The organism is Pseudomonas sp. NPDC090203, from assembly GCF_044746765.1.
GTDB classification, from domain to species: Bacteria; Pseudomonadota; Gammaproteobacteria; order Pseudomonadales; family Pseudomonadaceae; genus Aquipseudomonas; species Aquipseudomonas putida_AD.
This window is the reverse complement of record NZ_JBIVCV010000006.1, coordinates 145,236-169,666: the sequence shown is the minus strand read 5'-3', so window position 1 is coordinate 169,666 and position 24,431 is coordinate 145,236. Positions and strand designations below refer to the sequence as shown.

At 64.9% G+C, this 24,431-nt stretch carries 3 protein-coding genes (1 of these 3 only partly in view); all 3 read left to right on the top strand.

Translation table 11 applies throughout. The features are described from left to right. Tightly spaced (each overlapping or abutting the next), the 3 genes in view from ACIPO9_RS12520 to ACIPO9_RS12510 form a layout consistent with a single transcriptional unit that may run on beyond the window. Window positions 1-6,890: the 3' portion of an amino acid adenylation domain-containing protein gene (locus tag ACIPO9_RS12520; protein ID WP_400781195.1), read on the top strand. The gene continues 2,827 nt to the left of window position 1, outside the view; the window shows 6,890 of its 9,717 coding nt (coding positions 2,828-9,717); its start codon lies off the left edge, out of view; the stop codon is at window positions 6,888-6,890. After that, window positions 6,890-23,032 (top strand): non-ribosomal peptide synthase/polyketide synthase, encoded by a 16,143-nt coding sequence (locus ACIPO9_RS12515; protein ID WP_400781193.1) that lies wholly within the window; start codon window positions 6,890-6,892, stop codon window positions 23,030-23,032. Before ACIPO9_RS12520 ends, ACIPO9_RS12515 begins: the two co-directional genes overlap by 1 nt. Then, the gene (locus ACIPO9_RS12510) at window positions 23,025-24,431 is read left to right on the top strand and encodes an aspartate aminotransferase family protein (protein WP_400781190.1); all 1,407 of its coding nucleotides are present in this window, start codon (window positions 23,025-23,027) and stop codon (window positions 24,429-24,431) included. Before ACIPO9_RS12515 ends, ACIPO9_RS12510 begins: the two co-directional genes overlap by 8 nt.

The window sequence follows — 24,431 nt, the reverse complement described above, 5'->3', positions numbered from 1 at the left end:
GCTACAGCAGCCAGACCGACCTGCGCGTCGGCGTGCCGGTGGCCGGGCGTACCTGCACCGAAGCCGAGGGCCTGATCGGCCTGTTCGTCAACACCCTGGTGCTGCGCACCGAAGTCCTGCCACAGCAGTCGTTCAGCGCGCTGGTCGCGGCGGTCAAGCACAGCGCACTGGGCGCGCAGAACCATCAGGACCTGCCGTTCGAGCAACTGGTGGAGGCGCTGGGCGTGAGCCGCAACCTCAGCCACAACCCGCTGTGCCAGGTGAAATTCACCCAGCAGTTCGTGCTGCCGCAGAACGTGGACATGGGCGACGTGCGCATGGACGTCAACCAACTCGACGACTTCTCGGCGCACTTCGACCTGGGCCTGGACATCACCGACAGCGCCGACGGCATCCAGGCGGTGTTCACCTATGCCTGCGACCTGTTCGACGAGCCGCGCATCGCCGGTTTCGCTGCCGACCTGCTGCGCATCTGCACGCAAGTGGTGGCTCGCCCCGAGGGGCGCCTGAGCGATCTGCAGGTGTCGGCCGTGCCGTCACGGCTGGACGCCGAAGCCGTGTCGTTCCCCGCCACTGACGTGCTGCAACTGTGGAACGCCAGCGTCAAGGCACAGCCGAACACGACTGCCCTGCAGCATGAAACGCAACGGGTTGATTTTGCCGAGGTCGACGCCCGGGCCAACCGCCTGGCGCAGTACCTGCGTGAGGCGGGTGTCGCTGCCGAGAGCCGCGTCGGGGTGCTTCTGGAGCGCTCGGTGGAGTTCGTTGTTGGTCTGCTGGCCATCGTCAAGGCCGGCGCTGCCTACGTGCCGCTGGACCCGAAATGGCCCGCCGAGCGCCAGGCGTTCGTGCTGGCCGACAGCGGTGCGCGCTGGGTGGTAAGCGATGCGCCGGCCCCGGCCGATTACCAGGGCGAAGTGATCGCGGTGGACGCGGACGCTGTCTGGCGCGCTCATCCGGCCGTGGCGCCGCAGGTGCAGATTCATTCCGAACAGGCCGCGTACCTGATCTACACCTCAGGCACCAGCGGCACGCCAAAAGGTGTGGTCATCAGCCACGGCGCACTGGCCGACTACGTGCAGGGCCTGCTCAAGCGCGTTGAATTCGACGCCCAGGCAAGCATGGCGATGGTCTCCACAGTCGGCGCCGACCTGGGCCACACCGTGCTGTTCGGCGCCCTGTGTTCGGCGCGCACGCTGCACCTCATCAGCCCCGAGCGCACCAACGACGCCGACCGCTTCGCCGCCTACATGAGCGAGCACAAGGTGGGCGTGCTGAAGATCGTGCCGACTCACCTGAGCGGCCTGCTGCAAGCGGCCAACGCCGCGGACGTGTTGCCGGAACAGGTTCTGATTCTGGGGGGTGATGCACTGCCCTGGGAGCTGGTGGCCCAGGTCAAGCGCCTCAAGCCTGCCTGCCGGGTGATCAACCACTACGGCCCGACTGAAACCACCGTCGGCGTGCTCAGCAATGAACTGCCTGACGCCACGCCCACCGCGCAGTCCGCGCCCATCGGCCGTCCGCTGCCAAACGCCGTGGCATTGGTGCTAAACGACCAGCTTGAACCAGTGGTGCAGGGCGACGTCGGCGAGCTGTACATCGGCGGGCCAGGCCTGGGCCGTGGCTATCATGACCGCCCGGCGCTGACGGCTGCGGTGTTCATTCCCGATCCAAATGGTTCGGGCGCTCGCCTGTATCGCAGCGGTGACCGCGCGCGCCTGCTGGCCAACGGGCAGATCCAGTTCCTCGGCCGCGCCGACGATCAGGTCAAGGTCCGCGGCTATCGCGTGGCCTTGGGTGAAATCGCCCAGCGCCTGCGCACCCTCGATGGCCTGCGTGACGCCCATGTGCGGGTGGATGATCGCGGCCAGTTGATCGCCTATGCGTTGGTCGGCAAGGGCGAGCAGGTCGATGGCGAGGCGCTGCGTGCGCAGTTGGCCGAGAGCCTGCCGGACTACATGGTCCCCAGCCACGTGTTGACCCTTGAGGCCTTCCCGGTCACCGCCAACGGTAAGCTCGATCACGCGGCCTTGCCGACGCCGCAGCTGGTTTCGCAAAGCTTTGAAGCGCCCCATGACGGCGTCGAAGCGACCTTGGCCGAGCTTTGGCAAAAAGCGCTGAACGTCGAGGCCGTGGGGCGTCACGACAACTTCTTCACCCTCGGCGGCGACTCGATCCTGAGCTTGCAGATCATCGCCCGGGCTCGCCGTCAGGGCATTCGCCTGACGCCCAAGCAACTGTTCGAAAAGCAGACCATCGCCGAACTTGCGCAAGTGGCCGTGGTGTCCGAGGCCAAGCCTGCCGCAATCCCGGCTGCCGCGCCTGTGGCCCCCCGTGACTTCGCCCTGACGCCGATTCAGGCGCGCTTCTTTGCGCTGTCGGTCAGTGAGCGTGCGCACTGGAACCAGTCGCTGTTGCTGAATCTGCCGCAAGCACTGGACGTCGCGCTGTTGCACCAGGCGCTAGCCCTGTTGCTGGCCCAGCACGACAGCCTGCGCCTGAGCTTCCATCAGGGCAGCGACGGGCAGTGGTTGCAGCGCTATCGCGACAGCGAAAGCGCCGAGCGCGTGCTCTGGACCTGCGAACTCACCCGCGCACAAGACCTGGCCTCGCTCAGCGATGAAGCCCAGCGCAGCCTGAACATCGAAACCGGCCCGTTGCTACGGGTGGTGCATGCGCGCCTGCCTTCTGGCGAAGGTCGCCTGTTGCTGGCGATCCATCACCTGGCCGTGGACGGCGTGTCGTGGCGGGTGTTGCTTGAAGATTTGCAGCACGCCTACAGCCGTCTCGTGGCAGGGCAACCTGTAGCGCTGGCTGAAAAGACCGCCAGCTTCCAGGCCTGGTCGCAGTCACTGCAGAACCTGGCCCAGAGTACCGAGTTGGCCGCGCAACTGCCGTACTGGCAGGCGCTGCAGGTCGATGAAGCCTGTCTGCCGGGGGATGCCTCCATTCAAAGCCTGGTCGGCGATGGCGAAACCCTCAGCCTGACCCTCGATGCACAGGACACCCGCCGTTTGCTCAGCGAAGCTCCGGCGGCCTATCGCACGCGTATCGACGACCTGCTGCTGGCGGCGCTGTCCCAGGCCTTGTGGCTATGGAGCGGGCGCCGTCGGCATGTCATCAGTCTGGAAGGCCACGGCCGTGAAGACTCAAGCGGTGCCTTGGACCTGAGCCGCAGCGTGGGCTGGTTCACCAGTCTGTATCCGGTGGCGCTGGACGCCTGCGATGACGCCATTGCCACGCTCAAAGCCGTCAAGGAAACCGTGCGAGCGGTGCCAGATAAAGGCCTGGGCTACGGCGTGCTGCGTTACTTGTCGAAGGCCGAGCTGCCCGAACTGGTGGGGCAGGGCGTGACCTTCAACTACCTCGGCCGCTTCGACGATACCGAAGGCGCGTTGTTCTCCCTGTCGGGCCAGGCGCCTGGCAACCTGCGTGATCCAAAAGGTCCGCTGGCCAATGCCCTGGCGGTGGATGGCCAGGTGCGGGACGGCCAGTTGCACCTGGACTGGACATTCAGCCGTCAGCGCTTCAGCCGCGAGACCATCGAGCAACTGGTGGCGCTGTACCGCGAGCAACTGCTGCAACTGATCGCCCATTGCAGCGACGAGCACAACGCCGGGCTCACCCCGTCGGACTTCCCGCTGGCGGGGCTCAATCAGGCCCAACTGGACGCCCTCGAAATCCCGTCGCGGGACATTGAGGACATCCTGCCGCTGGCACCCATGCAACAGGGGATTCTGCTGCACAGCCTGCTGGAGCAGGGCAACGGCATCTACCTGATGCAGGACCAGTACGAAGTCGGCAGCCACGTCGATTTCGACGCCTTCAAGTTCGCCTGGCAGCAAGTGGTGCAGCGCCATCCGGCCCTGCGCACGGCGTTCCATGGCCTGGAGAGCGGCGTACAGCGCCAGGTGGTGATGCGCCGCGTGCCGTCGCCTGCGCAGTTGATCGATCTCAGTCACCTGTCCCGCGAGGCGGCCGAAGCGGAGCTTGAGGAGGTCCTCGCCGCCGAGCGCGAACAGGGGTTCGACTTCGCCCGCGCGCCGCTCTTGCGTTTGCGCCTGGTGAAGTTTGGCGAGGCGGATTTCCGCATCGTCCAGAGCCACCACCATGCGCTGATCGACGCCTGGTGCCGTGGCCTGATGCTCACCGAGTTCTTCGCTCATTACCGTGCACACTTGGAGGGGCGTCACGTCAGCTTGCCGGCCGCGCGACCGTACCGCGACTTCCTCGCCTGGCTGGCCGAGCAGGACGAAATGGTCAGCCGTGACTACTGGCGCCAGGCGCTGGCCGGGTTCACCGATGTCACGCCGCTGCCGTACCGCCACAGCCCGCACGGTGAGCCGCAGATGCGCGACGTCACGTTGGCGTTGGGCGTCGAACAAACCTCGAAACTGGCCGATCAGGCCCGCCAGCATCGCCTGACCGCCAACACTTTCGTGCAGGCCGCCTGGGCGCTGTTGCTGATGCAGCACGCTGACCGTGACGAGGTGCTGTTCGGCGTCACCGTCGCCGGTCGTCCCACCGAGCTGGAAGGCATCGAAGGCGCACTGGGCCTGTTCATCAATACCTTGCCCCTGCGCCTCAAGCGTCCGGGTGCGGGCGCGCCGGCGCTGGAGCTGCTCAACGCCTTGCAGGCGCAGAACGCCGAAATGCGTCAGCACGAGCACCTGTCCCTGGCTGACATCCAGCTGCTGGCCGACACCCCGCGTGGCCAGCCGCTGTTCGACAGCCTGTTCGTCTTTGAAAACGTTCCGTTGGGCGCAGAGGTTCAGCAGGCCGTGAACGAATACCGGATCAACCCCCTGGCCAACCGCACCCACACCAACTACCCGTTGACCGTGGTGCTACTGCCGGGCGAATCGCTGCAACTGCAACTGACCTATGACACCCGTCACTTCCACGACCACGACATGACCACCCTGGTGGGGCATTTCCGTCGCCTGCTGGCGCAACTGATCGACAACCCCCAGCAGACCCTCAGCCACTTGCAGCTGCTGGAGCAGGCCGAGCGCGAGCAGCTCTTGCAACAGGGGCAGGGGCCGGTGGAAAAACACTGGTACGGCATCAGTTATCTGGAGCGTTTCGAGTCCCGGGTGCAGGCCCATCCATCGCTGGAAGTTGCGCGTTGCCAAGGCCAGAGCCTGAGCTACAGCGAACTCAACCGTGAGGCCAACCGCATCGGCCACGGCCTGATCGCTGCGAATGTTCAGGGCGACGACGTGGTGGCGCTGTACGCACCCCGTGGCCTGGCGTTGCTGAGCATGATCATCGGCGCGTTCAAGGCCGGTGCTGCCTATCTGGCACTGGACGACCGTCATCCGGCCGGGCGCAGTGCGCGGATGCTGGTGAGCAGCAGAGCGCAGGTTTTGCTAACGCCCCGCGACTGCCTGGCGCAAGCCCGGGCCATTGTCGAGCTGGCCGAGGTCAAGCCACGGCTGCTGATTCTCGAGGACCTGCTGGCAGGCACCGTCGAGAGCAACCCCGGTCGCTACTCCAGCGCCGAACAACTGGCCTATGTGATCTACACCTCCGGTTCCACCGGTGAGCCGAAAGGGGTGATGGTCAACCAGCGCGGCATGCTCAACAACCAGATGTCCAAGCTGCCGTACCTGCGCCTGGCCGAGGGCGATGTGATCGCCCAGACCGCCGCCACCGGCTTCGACATCTCGGTGTGGCAGTTCCTTACCGCACCACTGTTCGGTGGGCGAGTGGAAATTCTGCCGGATGCGGTGGTTCACGATCCCCAGCGTTTGCTGGAGGAAGTGGTCGCCAATCAGGTCACCGTTCTGGAGTGCGTGCCTGCGGTGATCGACGGCATGCTCGCGGTGGCCCCGCACAAGCTGGATGCCTTGCGCTGGTTGCTGCCGACTGGCGAAGCGCTGACGGTGGACCTAGCCTCGCGCTGGTTCGCACGCTACCCCGACGTGCCGCTGATCAATGCCTATGGCCCGGCCGAGTGCGCCGATGACGTGGCGCTGCACACGCTGACGGCGGCCCCGCCTGCCAGGTCGAACATGCCAATTGGCCGGGCGACCGACAACAACCGGCTGTACGTGCTCGATTCCAGCCTGCAACTGGCAGCGCCGGGCGTGGTGGGCGAGCTGTACATCGGCGGCGTCGGGGTCGGTCGCGGTTATGCGGCGCGCCCAGGCCTGACCGCCGAGCGCTTCCTGCCCGACCCATTCGGTGAGGCCGGTGCGCGCCTGTACCGCAGCGGTGACCTGGTGCGCTGGAACGCCGAAGGCGCGCTGGAGTACGTCGGCCGGGCGGACTTCCAGGTGAAGATCCGCGGCCAGCGCATCGAGCTGGGTGAAATCGAAACCGTGCTGCTGGCCCAACCCGCCGTCCATGACGCGGTGGTCAGTGCGCAACCGACGGCCCATGGCCCGCAACTGGTGGCGTACGTGGTCGCGCAGGCCTCGCACAGCTTGTCTGTGGATGTCCTGAAAACTGCGCTCGCCCTGGAGCTTCCGGCGTTCATGGTGCCGGCCCACGTGATGCTGCTCGACCGCCTGCCGCGCAACGCCAACGGCAAGCTGGATCGCAAGGCCCTGCCAGCGCCGAGCGTGCAGGAACGCCACTTCGAGGCGCCCCGGGGCGAGCGCGAGCAGGTGCTCGCCGAACTCTGGCAGGGCCTGCTGAAAATCGAGCGGGTAGGGCGCGACGACAACTTCTTTGAACTGGGCGGGCACTCGCTGCTGGCGACACGGCTGTTGTCGCGCATTCGCGAGCGCCTGGGGGTGAGCATTCCGCTGGCGCAGGCCTTCGAAGCCACCACCGTCGCCGCACAGGCGGCCCTGATCGACACCTTGCAGGGGCAGACCCTGACGCTCGAGGGGCTAGATGCCCTGGACGAGTTCATGAATGAGCTGGAGGAAAGCAACTGATGTCGCAACCGAGCATGACTTCGCAAAGCAAGCTGCTGGCCCTGGCCACGCGCTTTCTCAGCCTGGGTGCGGCACAGCGCCGGGTGTTTCTGGGCAAGCTGCGCGAACAGGGGCTGGATGCGTCGGCGCTGCCGATTCCATCCGGCGTGGCGGGCGAGCGCAGTCCGACGTCCTTTTCCCAGCAGCGCCTGTGGTTCCTTGAGCAACTGGAGCCTGGCAACAGCACCTATTACCTGCCGGGTGCGCTGCGTCTGAAGGGCGAATTGAACATTGCAGCCGTGCAATCGGCCTTCGAAGGCGTGGCCCAGCGTCACGCCAGCCTGCGTACGGTGTTCGACACCGCCGAGGACGGCACGCCGCAGCAGTTGGTGCTGGTACAACAGGCGTTGCCGTTCGAGCGCCTGAACGCGGCCAGCGAGGACGAACTCAAGGCGCTGTCCGATGAGTTCGCCCGTCGCCCGTTCGATCTGGCGCAGGGCCCGCTGTGGCGCGTGGCGCTGGTTGAGCGCGCGGCAGACGAGCATGTGTTGCTGGTCTGCCTGCACCACATCATCGCCGATGGCTGGTCGATCCAGGTGCTTTTGCTGGATTTCGTCCAGGCCTACCGCGCAGCCCTTGAAGGCGAGGATCAAGCCTTGCCGCAGCTCCCGCTAAGCTACGCCGATGTCGCCCTGTGGCAGCGCGCTTGCCTGGAAGCGGGTGAGGCTGATCGTCAGCTGGAGTACTGGAAACAGCAACTGGGCGATGAACCGCCGGTGCTGGAACTGCCCGCCGACCGTCCGCGCCCGGCACGGCAGAGCTTCCGCGGTGCGCGCCTGCCGTTCAGCTTCGACGCAACGCTTTCAACCCGCATGCGCGAGCTGGCCAGGCAGCGCGGTGTGACCCTGTTTACCGTGATGCTGGCGGCCTATCAGGTGCTGCTGCAGCGCCTGAGTGGCCAGAATGACCTGCGCATCGGCGTACCCATCGCCGGACGTCAGCGGGCGGAAACCGAAGGGCTGATCGGCTTCTTCGTCAACACCCAGATCCTGCGCGGCGACGTCACGGCCGACGCCAGTTTCAACCGCATCATCGATAACGTTCGCCACGCCTCCCAAGGCGCCCAGGCCAATCAGGACCTGCCGTTCGAACAGCTGGTCGATGCCCTGGCGCCCGAGCGCAGCCTGAGTCACAACCCTCTGTTCCAGGTGCTGTACAACCATCAGCAGCGCCAGGACGAGGCGCTGCAACTGATGCCTGGCCTGAGCGCGACCCTGATGCCGCTGGACAGCGGCAGCGCCCAGTTCGACCTGGCGTTGCACACCTGGGAGAACGCGGCGGGTGAACTGGCGGGCAACTGGAATTACGCCACGGATCTGTTCGACCACGGCACGGTCGAGCGCCTGCATCAGCGTTTCGTGCAGCTGTTCGCTCAGTTGCTGGAGCAGCCGGATGCGGCGATTGGTGATTTTGAATTGCTGGATCTGCAGGACCGGGCGCAACTGGCTTTGGTCAATGACACGGCGCGGAGTTGGGTGACTGACGAGTTCGTCGTGCATCGGCAGTTTGAGCGCCTGGCTCAGTTGCATCCTGATCGTGAAGCTCTGTGCTTTGGTGAGCAGGCGGTGACCTACGCTCAACTGGATCAGCGGGCCAACCAACTCGCTCATTACTTGCGCGCTCAAGGTGTGGGGCGTGAGTCGCTGGTGGGCGTGGCTGCCTTGCGCTCGATTGAAATGGTGGTTGCGCTGTATGCGGTGGTGAAGGCGGGCGCTGCTTATGTGCCGCTGGACCCTGAATACCCGGCAGATCGTTTGCGCTACATGCTCGAAGACGCTGGCGTTGGCCTGGTATTGAGCCATGACGCGGTGATTGATGACTTGCCGGCAATGGAAGGCGTGCAGGTATTGAATCTGGATCGGCTGTCACTTGTCGATCAGCCTGTTACCTCGCCGGTGGTTGAGATTCACCCTGAGCAACTGGCCTACATGATCTACACCTCCGGCTCGACCGGTAAGCCAAAGGGCGCGGGCAACACTCATGCTGCATTGTTCAACCGCCTGGCGTGGATGCAGGAGGCTTATCTACTCGATGAAACCGATGCCGTCCTGCAGAAAACTCCATTCAGCTTCGACGTCTCGGTCTGGGAGTTCTTCTGGCCTCTGATGGTCGGCGCGCGTCTGGTCGTGGCCCAACCTGGCGATCATCGCGACCCTGTGTTGCTGACTGCCTTGATTGCAGATCATCAAATCACCACGCTGCATTTCGTCCCGTCGATGCTCGCCGCGTTCATGGCCCAGGACGATCTGTCCAACTGCACTTCGCTGAAACGCATCGTCTGCTCCGGCGAAGCCTTGCCTGCGGACTTGGCCCGGGACACCCTACAGCGTCTACCCAACGCAGGCCTGTTCAACCTCTACGGCCCCACCGAAGCCGCCATCGACGTCACCCACTGGACCTGCCGCAGCGAACCGGGCGCCTCGGTGCCCATCGGTCGTCCGATTGCCAACCTGCAAGTCCACATCCTCGACAGCCGCCTCAACCCGCAACCTATCGGCGTACCGGGCGAGTTGTACATCGGCGGCGACGGTCTGGCCCGTGGTTACCATCTACGTCCTGGCCTGACGGCTGAGCGCTTCGTCGCCAGCCCGTTCGGCAAGGGCCAGCGCCTGTACCGCACCGGTGACCTGGCGCGCTGGCGTGCCGATGGCGCGGTGGAATATCTGGGTCGTCTCGATCACCAGATCAAGCTGCGCGGCCTGCGTGTGGAAATCGGCGAGATCGAATCGGCACTGCTGGATCATCCTGCGATCAGCGAAGCGGTGGTCGTGGCCCGGCAACTGGCCAACGGCATGCAACTGGTGGGTTATGTCGTCGCCGAAGCTTTCGACGAGGAGCAACTACGCACCCAGCTCAAACAACGCCTGCCGGACTACATGGTCCCGGCGCACCTGGTGACGCTGGAGAAATTCCCGCTGTCGGCCAACGGCAAACTGGACCGCAAGGCCCTGCCAGAGCCGCAGGTGCAGCAGCGGGCGTTCGAAGCGCCGCTGGCCGGTGTGGAAAGTACACTGGCCGAACTCTGGCAGGATCTGCTGGGCGTGAAGCAGGTTGGCCGACAAGACAATTTCTTCGAACTGGGCGGTGATTCGATTCTCAGCCTGCAGATCGTTTCCCGCGCAAAGAAACGCGGGATCGGGCTGTCGCCAAGGCAGATGTTCGAACGCCAGACCATCGCCGAGCTGGCGCAGGTGGCCCAGGTGGTCAACCACAGCGAAGCCGCCGCGCTCTCGCGCATCGAATTCAACCGCGACATCCCGCTGACGCCGATCCAGCACTGGTTCTTCGAGCAGCCCATGGGCAACCGCAGCCACTGGAACCAGTCGTTGTTGCTGACCCCGTCCGAGGCGTTGGATCCTGCGGCGCTGGGCCACGCGCTACAGGCGCTGATCAATCATCACGACGCGCTGCGCATGGGCTTCGTCCAGCAGGACAACGGCCACTGGCAACAGCGTTATCGCGCCGAGGAGGACGCCGCACGCCTGCTCTGGCAGCGTGAGGTCGGGGCCCGGCAGCTCGCTGAAATCTGCGATGAAGCCCAGGCCAGCCTGCGCTTGAGCGACGGCCCGCTGCTGCGCGCCGTGCAGTTCAAACTGGCAGAAGGCGGCGAGCGTCTGCTGCTGGTGGTGCATCACCTGGTGGTGGACGGCGTGTCGTGGCGCCTGCTGCTCGAAGACCTGCACAACGCCTACGTCCAGGCCCAGGCGGGCTTGACCATCGATCTGGGCGAGAAGGGCCTGTCGTTCCAGCGCTGGGCCAATCGCCTGCTGGATTTCGCCTACAGCGATGCGCTGCTGGCCGAAGCCGATTACTGGCGTAACCTGCCGCCTGCGCCGCAACTGCCGTGTGCCAACCCCCAGGGCAAGGCGCAGCAAAGCGTCGTGCAACATCAGCACCTGCAACTCGACGCCGTTCGCACCCAGGCGCTGCTCAACCAGGCCCCTGCAGCCTATCGCACCCAGATCAACGACCTGCTGCTGACCGCGCTGACCCGCGCCCTTGCCCGGTGGAGTGGCCAGCCCCGCGCCTTGATCGCGCTGGAAGGCCATGGCCGCGAGGACCTGTTCGACGGCATCGACCCGGCCCGTACTCTGGGCTGGTTCACCAGCCTGTACCCGGTCAGCCTGCAGGCCCACGAGAGTCTCGATGCAGCGCTCAAACACACCAAACAAACCCTGCGCGCGGTACCCAATGGCGGCCTGGGCTACGGCCTGCTGCGCCATCTGCGCGGCGAGGCGTTGCCGTCGCTGGAAGGCTGCGTGCTGTTCAACTACATGGGCCGCGTGCAGGACAGCAGCGGGCTGTTCCGCCTGTCCGCTGAAGGCAGCGGTGCCCAACGTGCCGCCGATGCGCCGCTGGGCTGCGAATTGTCCATCGATGCCCAGGTGCGCGACGGCCAGTTCAGCCTAACCTGCAGCTACAGCGGCGAACGTCACGAAGCAGCGTCGATCCAACACCTGCTCGACGCCTACTCGACAGCGTTGGACGAGGTCATCGAGCATTGCCGCAGCCACTCGGCGGTCACGCCCTCGGACTTCCCGGCGCTTGAATTGACCCAGGCGCAACTGGACGCACTGCCGGTCGCCGCCCGCGACGTCGAGCAACTGTACCCGCTGACGCCGATGCAGCAGGGCCTGTTGTTCCACAGCGAACTGAGCGACGTGCAGTCCGCTGACGATGCCCGCGACCTGTACATCAACCAGGTGGCGCTGGATGTCGATCACCTGCCTCTGGCGCGATTCAAGTCGGCCTGGGCGGCAGCGGTGCAGCGTCATCCGATTCTGCGCGCCTCGTTCCTGCGCCTGAGCGGCAGCCAGCAGCCGGTGCAACTGATCCGTCGCGATGCGCAGCTTGAGGTCCGCGAACTGGACCTGCGTGGGCGCACCGAAGCACTCGGCGAAGTGCTGGCCGCCGAGCGAGAAACCCCGTTCAACCTGCAGAACGCGCCGCTGATGCGCGTGCTGCTGGTGCGCCAGAGCGAGACCCTGTGGAAACTGGTCTGGACCTTCCACCACATCCTGCTCGATGGCTGGAGCAGCGCGGCGGTGCTGGGCGAGGTGATCCAGGCGGCGATGTCCGATGCCGCGCCTCAGCCTGCCGGGCACTACGGCGATTACGTGCAGTGGCTCAACAGCCGCGACGCCGAACACAGCGCGCGGTTCTGGCAGACCCATCTGGCCGGTTTCGAACAACCGACGCTGATGGCCACGGCCCTGACCGCACCGACTTCGAGCAATGGCGAGCCGCTGCCGACCCAGGTGCTGGTCAAGACTATGCATCTGGACAGCGAGCTGCTAGGCACGGCCGCCCGCCGCCAGCGCGTGACCGCCAATACCCTGATTCAAGCGGTCTGGGTGCTGCTGTTGCAGCGCTACACCGGTCAGCAGCGCGTGGCCTTCGGCGCCACGGTGTCTGGCCGCTCGGCCCAGGTGCCGGGCATCGAGCGCATGCTCGGGCTGTTCATCAACACCTTGCCGCTGGTGCAGGCACCCCAGGCGCAGCAGACGGTCGGTGACTGGCTCAATGAGCTGCAACAGCACAACCTCGAACTGCGTGAGCACGAACACACGCCGTTGTTCGAGGCCCAGCGCTACGCCGGGCATGCGGGCCGCGATCTGTTCGATAGCCTGGTGGTATTCGAGAACTACCCGGTGGACGCCGTGCTGCGCGACAAGCAAGCCGGCGGCATCGAGTTGGGTGCGGTCGAGCTCAGCGACAAGACCCACTACCCGCTGAGCCTGGCGGTGGTGGCGGGCGAGCGCGCGCACATCCATGTGAACTACCACAGCAACGTGTTCAGCGCCGGGCAGGTCGAACGCCTGTGCGGCCATTTCCAGACCCTGCTCGACGGCATTTGCCGCTTCCCTGAAGCGCGCATCGGCGACCTGTCGATGCTCACCCTAGATGACGTGAAGGAGATGCACGGCTGGAACCAGCCACCGTTCTCTCCTTACGTCGAGCGTCCGATTCACGAACTGATCGCCGATCACGCACGCTTGCGTCCCGATTCTATCGCTTTGGTCCACGGCGAACAGCGCCTGACCTTCGCCGAGTTCGACCGCCGCGCCAACCAGTTGGCCCACGCCTTGCGCGCTCGCGGCATCGGCACCGAAGTTCGGGTGGCGATTGCCATGGAGCGCGGTGTGGATTTGTGGTTGTCGTTCATGGCGGTGTTGAAGGCCGGTGGCGCCTACATCCCGCTGGACCCGGATTACCCGACCGAGCGCCTGCGCTACATGCTCGAAGACGGCGGTGTGAAGCTGCTGATTTCCCACGATGCCGCGCTGGATCGCGTGCCCGTGGGTGATGTGCCGCTGCTCAATCTGGATCAGTTGGATGTCTCGGCTGAGCCCGAAACCGCGCCCGAGGTGACGATTCATCCTCAGCAACTGGCGTACCTGATCTACACCTCGGGTTCGACCGGCAAGCCGAAGGGTGCCGCCATCGCCCACGGCGACATCTCGATGCACATCCAGACCATCGGCGAGCGCTATCGCTTCACTGCCGAGGACCGGAAATTCCACTTCCTGTCGATCAGCTTCGACGGCGCCCACGAAGGCTGGATGATGCCGATGTGTTATGGCGCTCGGGTGGTGCTGCGGGATCAGGAGCTGTGGAGCGTCGAGCAGACTTACGACACCCTGATCCGCGAAGGCATTACCGTCGCTTCGTTCCCGCCGAGCTACCTGCGCCAGTTGTCCGACTGGGCCGGCTTGAAAGGCAAGGGGCCGGGGGTGAAAACCTACTGCTTCGCCGGGGAAGCCTTCAGCCGCGAGATGCTGCATGACGTGATACGCAACCTGCAGCCGCTGTGGATCATCAACGGCTACGGCCCGACTGAAACCGTGGTCACCCCGACGCTGTGGCTGGCGTCCGCCGAGACCGCCGATTTCACCACGGCCTATGCGCCAATCGGTGATCTGGTGGGGGACCGCCAGGGCTACGTGATGGACGCGGATCTGAACCCGCTGCCTCGAGGCATCGCTGGCGAACTGTACCTGGGTGGCGCCGTGGCGCGGGGCTATCTGGACCGTCCGGGCGCCACCGCTGAACGCTTCCTGCCGCACCCGTTCCGGGCCGGCGAGCGCATCTATCGCAGTGGCGACCGCGTGCGCTTGAACAGCCAGGGCCTGCTGGAATACCTGGGCCGCATCGACCACCAGATCAAGATTCGCGGCTTCCGCATCGAGGCCGGTGAAATCGAGGCGGCCCTCAAGGGTTGTGAAGGTGTACGTGAAGCCTTGGTCATCGTGCGTGACGGGGCGAACGGCAAGCAGCTTCTTGGGTACGTCGGGGGCAACGATCTGAACGAAGAGCAGATCAAGCAGCAACTCAAGTTGACCCTGCCCGAGTACATGGTCCCGGCTCACATCATCTGCATGGCGCGCCTGCCACAACTGCCCAACGGCAAGCTGGACCGCAACGCATTACCGGCTCCGCAACTCGCTTCCAGCGATTACCAGGCGCCGCAAAGCCAGATCGAACAGCAACTGGCAGCCCTCTGGCAGCCACTGCTGGGCATTGATGCGGTAGGGCGTAATGATCACTTCTTCGAGCTGGGCGGCCATTCGCTGCTGGCGATGCAACTGATCTCGCGCCTGCGTCATGAACATGAACTGAGCGTGCCATTGCGGCTGTTGTTCGAAGCACCGCGGCTGGCGGATTTCGCCCTGCGCATCGAGCAACTGGAGCAGCCGGGCAAGCAGTTGGAACTCACCAAGCGCAACGCCAGCCAGGCGGTGCAGTCGTTCTCGCAACAGCGGTTGTGGTTCCTCGACCAGTTGCAGCCGGGCGGCCACACCTACAACCTGCCGGGCGCGATGCGTCTGCGCGGCGAGGTGAATGAAGCGGCCCTGCAATTGGCGTTCGACGGCCTGACCGCACGGCACGAGGTGTTGCGCACGCGATTCATGGCGGGCGAAGGCCTGCCGTTGCAGCAGATCGATGCGGCGGGCGCGGTGCAGATCGAGCGTCTGGACATCAGTCAGGAAGCCAATCCTGAGGCGGCTTTCAAGGCGCTGGCGCAGGAGTTCGTCAAGCGTCCGTTCGACCTGTCGCAAAGCCCGGTCTGGCGTGTGGCGCTGGTGCGGGTGGCGGCCGATGAGCAGCGCCTGCTGCTGTGCCTGCACCACATGATCTCCGACGGTTGGTCGGTGCGGGTGTTGTTGCAGGAGTTCAGCGAGTTGTATCGCGCCGCCTTGAAAAACCGCGCGCCGCAGTTGGCGCCGTTGCCGGTGCAGTACGCCGATTTCGCCGCCTGGCAGCGTGAATGGCTGGCGGCGGGCGAGGGCGAGCGGCAGCTCGATTACTGGCGCGAACAACTGGGCGACGAGCACCCGGTGCTGGAATTGCCGAGCGACCGGCCGCGTCCTGCGCAGCAAAGCTATAACGGCGACCGCCTGCTGTTCGACTTCGACGAGGCCTTCAGTCAGCGTCTGCGCATTTTTGCCAGGCAACAGGGCGTGACCCCGTTCATGACGATTCTGTCGGCGTATCAGGTGCTGTTGCATCGCCTCAGCGGCCAGAGTGATCTGCGCGTCGGCGTACCGATTGCCGGGCGTTCCCGTCTGGAGGTGGAAGGCCTGATCGGCTTCTTCGTCAGCACCCAGGTGCTGCGTGCCCAGGTGTCTGCCGAGCTGACATTCCGTCAGGTGCTGGAACAGGCCAACGCCGCGACGCTGGGTGCCCAGGCCCATCAGGACCTGCCGTTCGAACAACTGGTGGAAGCCTTGCAGCCGCAGCGCAGTCTCAGCCACAACCCGTTGTTCCAGGTGGCCTACGACCACCAGCAGCGCGATTTCGAACCGCTGTCCGGCTTGCCGGGGCTGGTGGCCGACGTGCTGCCGCTGGACGACGGCAGCAGCCAGTTCGACCTGGCGCTCAACACCCATGAAGACGCCGATGGTGGTTTGGGTGGGTCGTGGAATTACGCCACGGATCTGTTCGATCACGGCACGGTCGAGCGCCTGCATCAGCGTTTTGTGCAGTTGTTTGCGCAGTTGTTGGAGCAGCCGGATGCGGCGATTGGTGATTTTGAATTGCTGGACTTGCAGGACCGGGCGCAGTTGGCTTTGGTCAATGAAACCGCGCGGGACTGGGCGACTGACGAGTTCGTCGTGCATCGGCAGTTTGAGCGCTTGGCTCAGGCGCATCCTGATCGTGAAGCTCTGCGCTTTGGTGAACAGGCGCTGACCTATCTGGAGCTGGATCAGCGGGCCAACCAACTCGCTCATTGCCTGCGAGCTCAAGGTGTAGGTCGCGAGTCGCTGGTGGGCGTTGCCGCTTTGCGTTCGATTGAAATGGTGGTCGCGCTGTATGCGGTGGTGAAGGCCGGCGCTGCTTACGTGCCGCTGGATCCGGAATACCCGGCGGATCGTCTGCGTTACATGCTGGAAGACGCAGGCGTTGGTCTGGTGCTGAGCCATGACGCGGTCATCGATGACTTGGCGGTGATGGAAGGCGTGCAGGTGCTGAATCTGGATCGTCTGGATGTCAGTGGTCAGCCAGTTACCTCGCCGGTTGTGGAGATTCATCCCGAGCAACTGGCCTACATGATCTACACCTCGGGCTCGACTGGTAAGCCCAAAGGCGCGGGTAACACCCATGCGGCGCTGTTCAACCGCCTGGCGTGGATGCAGGAGGCTTATCAACTTGGCGCAACCGACGCCGTCCTGCAAAAGACCCCATTCAGCTTCGACGTCTCGGTGTGGGAGTTCTTCTGGCCTCTGATGGTCGGCGCGCGTCTGGTCATGGCCCAACCTGGCGATCATCGCGACCCTGCGCTGCTGACTGCCTTGATTGCAGATCATCAGATCACCACGCTGCACTTCGTGCCGTCGATGCTGGCGGCGTTCATGGCGCAGGACGATCTTGATGGCTGCGTGTCTTTGAAACGCATCGTCTGCTCCGGCGAAGCCTTGCCTGCCGATCTGGCGCGGGAAACCCTGCAGCGCCTGCCCAACGCAGGCCTGTTCAACCTCTACGGCCCCACCGAAGCCGCCATCGACGTCACCCACTGGACGTGCCGCAACGAACCCGGCGCTTCGGTGCCCATCGGCCGTCCGATTGCCAACCTGCAAGTCCACATCCTAGACAGCCGCCTCAACCCGCAACCTATTGGCGTACCGGGCGAGTTGTACATTGGCGGCGACGGTCTGGCCCGTGGTTACCATCTACGTCCGGGCCTGACGGCTGAACGTTTTGTCGCCAGCCCATTCGGCAAGGGCAAGCGCCTGTACCGCACCGGTGACCTGGCGCGCTGGCGTGCCGACGGCGCGGTGGAATATCTGGGCCGTCTCGATCACCAGATCAAGCTGCGCGGCCTGCGGGTGGAAATCGGCGAGATCGAATCGGCGCTGCTGGATCATCCAGCGATCAGCGAAGCGGTGGTGGTTGCACGTCAACTGTCCACTGGCATGCAACTGGTGGGCTACGTCGTCGCCGAAGCATTCGACGAAGAGCAACTGCGTGCTCAACTCAAACAACGCCTGCCGGACTACATGGTCCCGGCGCACCTGGTGACGCTGGAGAAATTCCCGCTGTCGGCCAACGGCAAACTGGACCGCAAGGCCCTGCCAGAGCCACAGGTGCAGCAACGAGCCTTCGAAGCGCCGCTGGCCGGTGTGGAAAGTACGCTGGCCGAACTCTGGCAGGATCTGCTGGGTGTGAAGCAGGTTGGCCGACAGGACAATTTCTTCGAACTGGGCGGTCATTCGCTGTTGGGCATTCAACTGGTGGCGCAGATCCGTCGCGAGCTCAAGCTGGAACTGCCGCTGCGCGCGCTGTTCGATTCGGCGGTGCTGGCAGACCTTGCGCACTACCTGAGCACCCGCGCCGAACGGGCGGCATTGCCAGCCTTGTTGCCTCGGGGTGAAGCTGCCTTCGCCCCGCAATCCTTCGCCCAGCAGCGCCTGTGGTTCCTGGCGCAACTGGAGCCGGAAAGCGCCGCTTACAACTTGCCCTGTGTGCTGAACCTGAGCGGTGCGCTGGACATCGATGCGCTGCAACACAGCTTCGACGCCCTGGCAGCCCGCCATGAAAGCCTGCGCACCTGCTTCCAGCCCGGCGAGGCGGGCGTGCCGTTGCAGCGCATCCTGCCGTTGGCCGGCGTGAACATCGCCCGGCATGACCTGCGCGACAGTGCGGCGATGGAGGGCGACTTGGCCGAACTGGCCCACGGCTTCATGAACCAGCCGTTCGATCTCGATGCCCCTCAGGCGCCGTGGCGCGTGGCGTTGGTGCGAATCGGCCAGGATCAGTGGCGCCTGCTGCTGTGCATGCACCACATCATCTCCGATGGCTGGTCGGTGCAGGTCATGCTCGAAGATTTCGCCCGTCTGTACCGCGGCTTTGCTGAAGGCCAGCAACCCCAATTGCCTGACCTGAACGTGCAGTACGCCGACTACGCCAGCTGGCAGCGCGAGGTGCTCAGCGGGCCCGAGCGCGAACGGCAGTTGAGCTGGTGGCGTGAAGCGCTGGGCAACGAGCATCCGGTGCTGGAGCTGCCGGCTGACCGCTCGCGGCCTGCCGAGCGCGATGGCAAGGGCGGGCGGCATGCCTTTGTGTTGCCGCAGGATCTGGCCGACAGACTGCGACACACGGCCCGGGCCCAGGATGCCACGCTGTTCATGCTGTTCCTGGCCTCGTTCGACACTCTGTTGTATCGCCTCAGCGGTCAGCGTGACCTGCGCATCGGCGTGCCGGTGGCGGGCCGTGCCGAGGTGCAGACTCAGGGGCTGATCGGCTTCTTCGTCAACACCCTGGTGCTGCGTGCCCAGGTCAGCGGTGATCTGCCGTTCGCCCGGTTGCTGGCGCAGGTGAAAGACAACCTGCTCGGCGCCCATGCCCACCAGGACCTGCCGTTCGAGCAACTGGTGGAAGCCTTGCAACCGGCGCGCAGCCTGAGCGTCAACCCGTTGTTCCAGGTCAGCTACAACCACCAGCAGCAACCGGACATGTCGCTGCTGCAATTCGACGGCCTGAGCATCGAAGCGCAGCAATGGGACATCAAGGGTGCGCAGTTCGACCTGGTGCTCGGCACCTTCGAGCATCAGGACGGGCGCATCAGCGGCTACCTGGATTACGCCACTGACCTGTTCGACGCCTCGACCGTCGAGCGCCTGTACGGCCAACTGCTGACAGTGTTGAACGCGGTTTGCGCGCAACCGCACACCGCCATCGGCGACCTGCCCTTGCTGGGCGAGTCGGACCTGGTGGCGCTGGATCGGTGGAACACGCCGCCGTTCTCGCCGTATGTCGAGCGCCCGATTCACGAGCTGATTGCCGATCACGCCCGCTTGCGCCCCGATTCCATCGCCCTGGTCCATGGCGAACAGCGCCTGACCTTCGCCGAGTTCGACCGCCGTGCCAATCAGCTTGCCCACGCCCTGCGCGCTCGCGGCATCGGCACCGAAGTTCGCGTGGCGATTGCCATGGAGCGCGGGGTCGATCTTTGGCTGTCGTTCATGGCGGTGCTGAAAGCTGGCGGCGCCTACATCCCGCTGGACCCGGATTACCCGACCGAGCGCCTGCGCTACATGCTCGAAGACGGCGGCGTGAAGCTGCTGATTTCCCACGATGCCGCACTGGATCGCGTGCCGGTGGGTGATGTGCCGCTGCTCAATCTGGATCAGCTGGATGTCTCGGATGAGCCCGAAACCGCGCCAGAGGTGAAGATTCATCCTCAGCAACTGGCGTACCTGATCTACACCTCGGGTTCGACCGGCAAGCCGAAGGGCGCCGCCATCGCCCACGGCGACATCTCGATGCATATCCAGACCATCGGCGAGCGTTATCGCTTCACCGCCGAGGACCGCAAGTTCCACTTCCTGTCGATCAGCTTCGACGGTGCCCACGAAGGCTGGATGATGCCGATGTGTTACGGCGCCCGCGTGGTGCTGCGCGATCAGGAACTGTGGAGCGTCGAACAGACTTACGACACGCTGATCCGCGAAGGCATCACCGTCGCGTCCTTCCCGCCAAGCTACCTGCGGCAGTTGTCCGACTGGGCCGGCTTGCAGGGCAAGGGACCGGGCGTGAAAACCTACTGCTTTGCCGGGGAAGCCTTCAGCCGCGAAATGCTGCACGACGTTATCCGCAACCTGCAGCCGTTGTGGATCATCAACGGCTACGGCCCGACCGAAACCGTGGTCACCCCGACCCTGTGGCTGGCGTCCGCCGAGACCGCCGACTTCACCACCGCCTATGCGCCAATCGGTGATCTGGTGGGGGATCGTCAGGGCTACGTGATGGACGCGGATCTGAACCCGCTGCCTCAAGGCATCGCTGGCGAACTCTATCTGGGCGGCGCGGTGGCGCGGGGTTATCTGGACCGTCCGGGCGCCACCGCCGAACGCTTCCTGCCGCACCCGTTCCGGGCCGGCGAGCGCATCTATCGCAGCGGCGACCGCGTGCGCCTGAACAGTCAGGGCTTGCTGGAATACCTGGGCCGCATCGACCACCAGATCAAGATTCGCGGCTTCCGCATCGAGGCCGGTGAAATCGAGGCGGCCCTCAAGGGTTGTGAAGGTGTACGTGAAGCCTTGGTCATCGTGCGTGACGGGGCGAACGGCAAGCAGCTTCTTGGGTACGTCGGCGGCAACGATCTGAACGAAGAGCAGATCAAGCAGCAACTGAGCCTCACGCTGCCGGAATACATGGTGCCGCACTACATCGTCTGCATGGAGCGCCTGCCGCAGTTGCCCAACGGCAAGCTCGACCGCAACGCGCTGCCCAATCCGCACGTCAGCAGCCACAGCTTCGAAGCGCCTCAGGGCGAGCGCGAAGAGCACTTGGCAAAAGTCTGGCAGCAGCTGTTGGGTGTCGAAAGCGTCAGCCGTCAGGACAGTTTCTTCGAGCTGGGCGGTGACTCGATCCAGTCGCTGGCGGTGATTACCCGTCTGCGTCAGGTTGGCTTGAAACTGCTGCCCAAGGACGTGTTCAGCCACCCACGGCTCAAGGACCTGGCCCTGCGCCTGACCCTGGTCGAGGCCACTGGTAAAGTGCTGGTCGATGAAACACCAACCGGCGAGCTGCCGTTGACGCCGATCCAGGCGCATTTCTTCGAGCAGCCGATGGTCAACCGTGCGCACTTCAACCAGGCGCTGCTGCTGGAGGTTAAGCGCCCGGTCGAGGCGCCTCTGTTGGCCCGTGCGCTGGAGGCGGTGCTGCGTCATCACGATGGCCTCAACCTGAGCTTCCGGCAGTTGACCGACAACCGCTGGCAGCAGGCTTACCGGGAAACACCGGTCAGCGACAGCCTGTGGGTGCGTGACGTCGCCGATGACAACGAGCTGACCGCCCTGTGCGAGCAGGCCCAGCGCAGCCTCGACCTGCAGGACGGCCCCTTGCTGCGGCTGGTACTGGCGCAGATGCCGAATGCCAGTGAGCAGCGCCTGCTGCTGGTCGCGCACCACCTGGTGGTGGACGGTGTGTCCTGGCGTGTGTTGCTGGAGGACCTGGCCCGTGCCTACGCGCAACTGGCGTCGAACAGCGTCGTCAATCTGGGCCCGAAAGCCAGCAGCTACCAGCGCTGGGCGCGCCACTTGCAGCAGGCAGCACTGAGTCCTGAACGTGAAGCCGAGGCTGGGCAGTGGCTCGCGCAGGTCGGTCAGGACGATACCCTGTGGCCGGTGGACAACGCTCAGGGGCGTGCGACTCAGCAGGATCTCGAACAGTGTGAATTGCTGCTCGATGCCGACTCGACCCGCCGCCTGTTGCGCGAAGCTCCGGCGGCGCTGGATGCGCGAATCGATGAAATCCTGCTGGCGGCATTGGCCCAGACGCTCGAAGGCTGGACCGGTCGCAGCGACAACCTTGTGGCCCTTGAAGGTCATGGCCGCGAAGCGTTGTCCGAGGCGCTGGACGTAGGCCGCACCGTAGGCTGGTTCACCAGCCTGTTCCCGGTACGGGTCAAGGCCGCGAGCAGTATTCGCCAGACGCTGGAACAGGTTCGCGCCCTGGTGCGTGGCCTGCCGGACAAGGGCCTGGGCTTCGGTCTGCTGCGTTATCTGGGCAATGAGCCGGTGCGTGAAAAACTGGCCGCGCTGCCGGAGCCCAAGGTGGTGTTCAACTACCTGGGGCAGTTCGATCAGGATCTGGGCGACGGTCGTTTCGCGCCGTCGAAGGTGTCTTTCGGCGCCTTGATCGACCCGGCCACGGCGCTCAATCGCGAGCTGGAAATCAACGGCCAGGTGTACGCCGGGCAGTTGGGGCTGACTTTCCGTTTCAGCGGCCAGCGCTACCAGCGCCAGACCATCGAACGCCTGCAAAACGCTTATCGCTTGGCCTTGGTTCAACTGCTGGAATCACTGCCGGTGGCACAGCCAGAGTCGCCGGCAAGCGCCAAGCCATCGAGCAACAACGGCGCGCCCAACCCGCTGATCCGCCTGACCAGCGGCCCCGGCGACAAGCCGCCGGTGTTCTGCGTGCACCCGGTCAGCGGCACGGTGGTGGGCTATTACGCCCTGGCTCGTCGGCTGTCCGCGCAGTGGGACGTGTGGGGCATCCAGAACCGTCAGGTGCTGGACGGCAACTGGCGCGATTCCTCCATCGAGCAGATGGCCCGGGATTACGTCAAGGCGCTGCTGGAGCAGCAACCGGGCGGGACCTATCGCCTGGTCGGCTGGTCGATGGGCGGCACCATGGTGCTGGAAATGGCCCGCCTGTTGACCCGTCTGGGCAAGCGTGTGGAGTTCGTCGGTCTGATCGACGGCTACGTGCCGGGGGCAGGGCAGCCGCGTCCACCTGTGCCGGAAAACAGAGCGCCGGACAGCGATGCGGACAGCGAAGGCGATGAGCACTGGCAACAGTTGCTGGGCGTCGAGCGGCACATGCGCACGCTGGCCAATCAATGCCGGGCAATCCACCGCCAGAGCGTGCCGGTCTACGCCTGGTGGGCCGAGCGTTCCCCGGAAAATAACGATAACGCACCGGCTCTTCTGGAGCAGGGCATGGGTGCTCGCATGCAGGTTTCGGCCTGGATCGACGCCGACCACCTTTCGATTGTCCGTGATCAGCAGTTCATCACCCAGCTTGCCGAGGCCCTCGCGCAGGTCAACGAGCGTCCTCAATCACATGATTTCCAGGAGCAGGAATATGCATAGCCAACACAACGTGACGCCGATCAACGCTGAAAGCGGGCCAGACGCAGCGCTGGTCAATGCGAACTACCAGTTCGCGCCGACCCCGCGGCTGGAGCGTCAGGCGGCGGTGGAGTCCAACGCCCGCAGCTATCCGCGGCGCATTCCGCTGGAGCTCAAGCGCGCCCAGGGCATTCATGTGCAGGACAGCGAAGGACGCTGGTTCATCGACTGCCTGGCCGGTGCCGGCACCCTGGCGCTGGGGCACAACCACCCGGAGGTGGTGCAGGCAATGCGCAGCCTCCTCGATGGTCAACGCCCGCTGCACACCCTGGACCTGATGACCGAAGCCAAGGACGACTTCATCAATGAACTGTTCGCCCTGTTGCCGGCGGAGTTCGCCAGGGATGCGCGCATCCAGTTCTGCGGCCCGGCGGGCACCGACGCGGTGGAAGCGGCGCTGAAACTGGTGCGCACCGCCACCGGTCGCAGCAACCTGATGGCCTTCCACGGCGCTTACCACGGCATGACCCAGGGCGCGCTGGGGCTGATGGGCAATCTGGGACCCAAGGCGTATCTGGACGGCATGGCTTCGAACGCGCAGTTTCTGCCGTTCCCGTACGACTACCGTTGCCCGTTCGGCGTGGGTGGCGAGGCGGGCGAACGCATCGGCCTGCATTACATCGAAAACCAGCTGACGGACCCCGAAAGTGGCGTGTTGAAACCGGCCGGGATGATTCTGGAAACCCTGCAGGGCGAGGGCGGCGTGGTGCCGGCCTCGGCCAACTGGTTGCGTGAGGTGCGGCGCATCACCCGCGAGGCCGGGGTGCCGATGATCCTCGACGAAATCCAGTGTGGCGTCGCCCGCACCGGCAAGCCATTCGCCTTCCAGCACGCCGACATCATCCCCGACGTGCTGGTGCTGTCCAAGGCCATCGGTGGCAGCCAGCCGATGGCGGTGGTGGTCTACAACAAGTCGCTGGACGTCTGGAAACCGGGCTCCCACGCCGGGACCTTCCGTGGCAACCAGTTGGCGATGGTCGCGGGCTCCACCACCTTGCGTATCGTGCGCGAGCAGCAACTGGATCAGCATGCTGCGGCAATGGGCGAGCGTCTGACCGGGCATCTGCGCGGGTTGCAGAAGGACTATCCGCAGATGGGCGATGTGCGCGGCATGGGCCTGATGCTCGGGGTGGAGATGGTCAACCTCGAAGGGCGCACCGATGCCTTGGGTCGCTTCCCGCAGAACGGTGAACTGGCTTCGAAAATCCAGCGTGAGTGCCTCAAGCGCGGCCTGATCATCGAAGTGGGTGGCCGCCACTCCAGCGTCATCCGTTTCCTGCCGCCCCTGATCGTCACTGCTGCCCAGATCGACCAGATTGCCGAGATCTTCGGCGCTGCAGTCGCTGCTGCAACTCGCTAG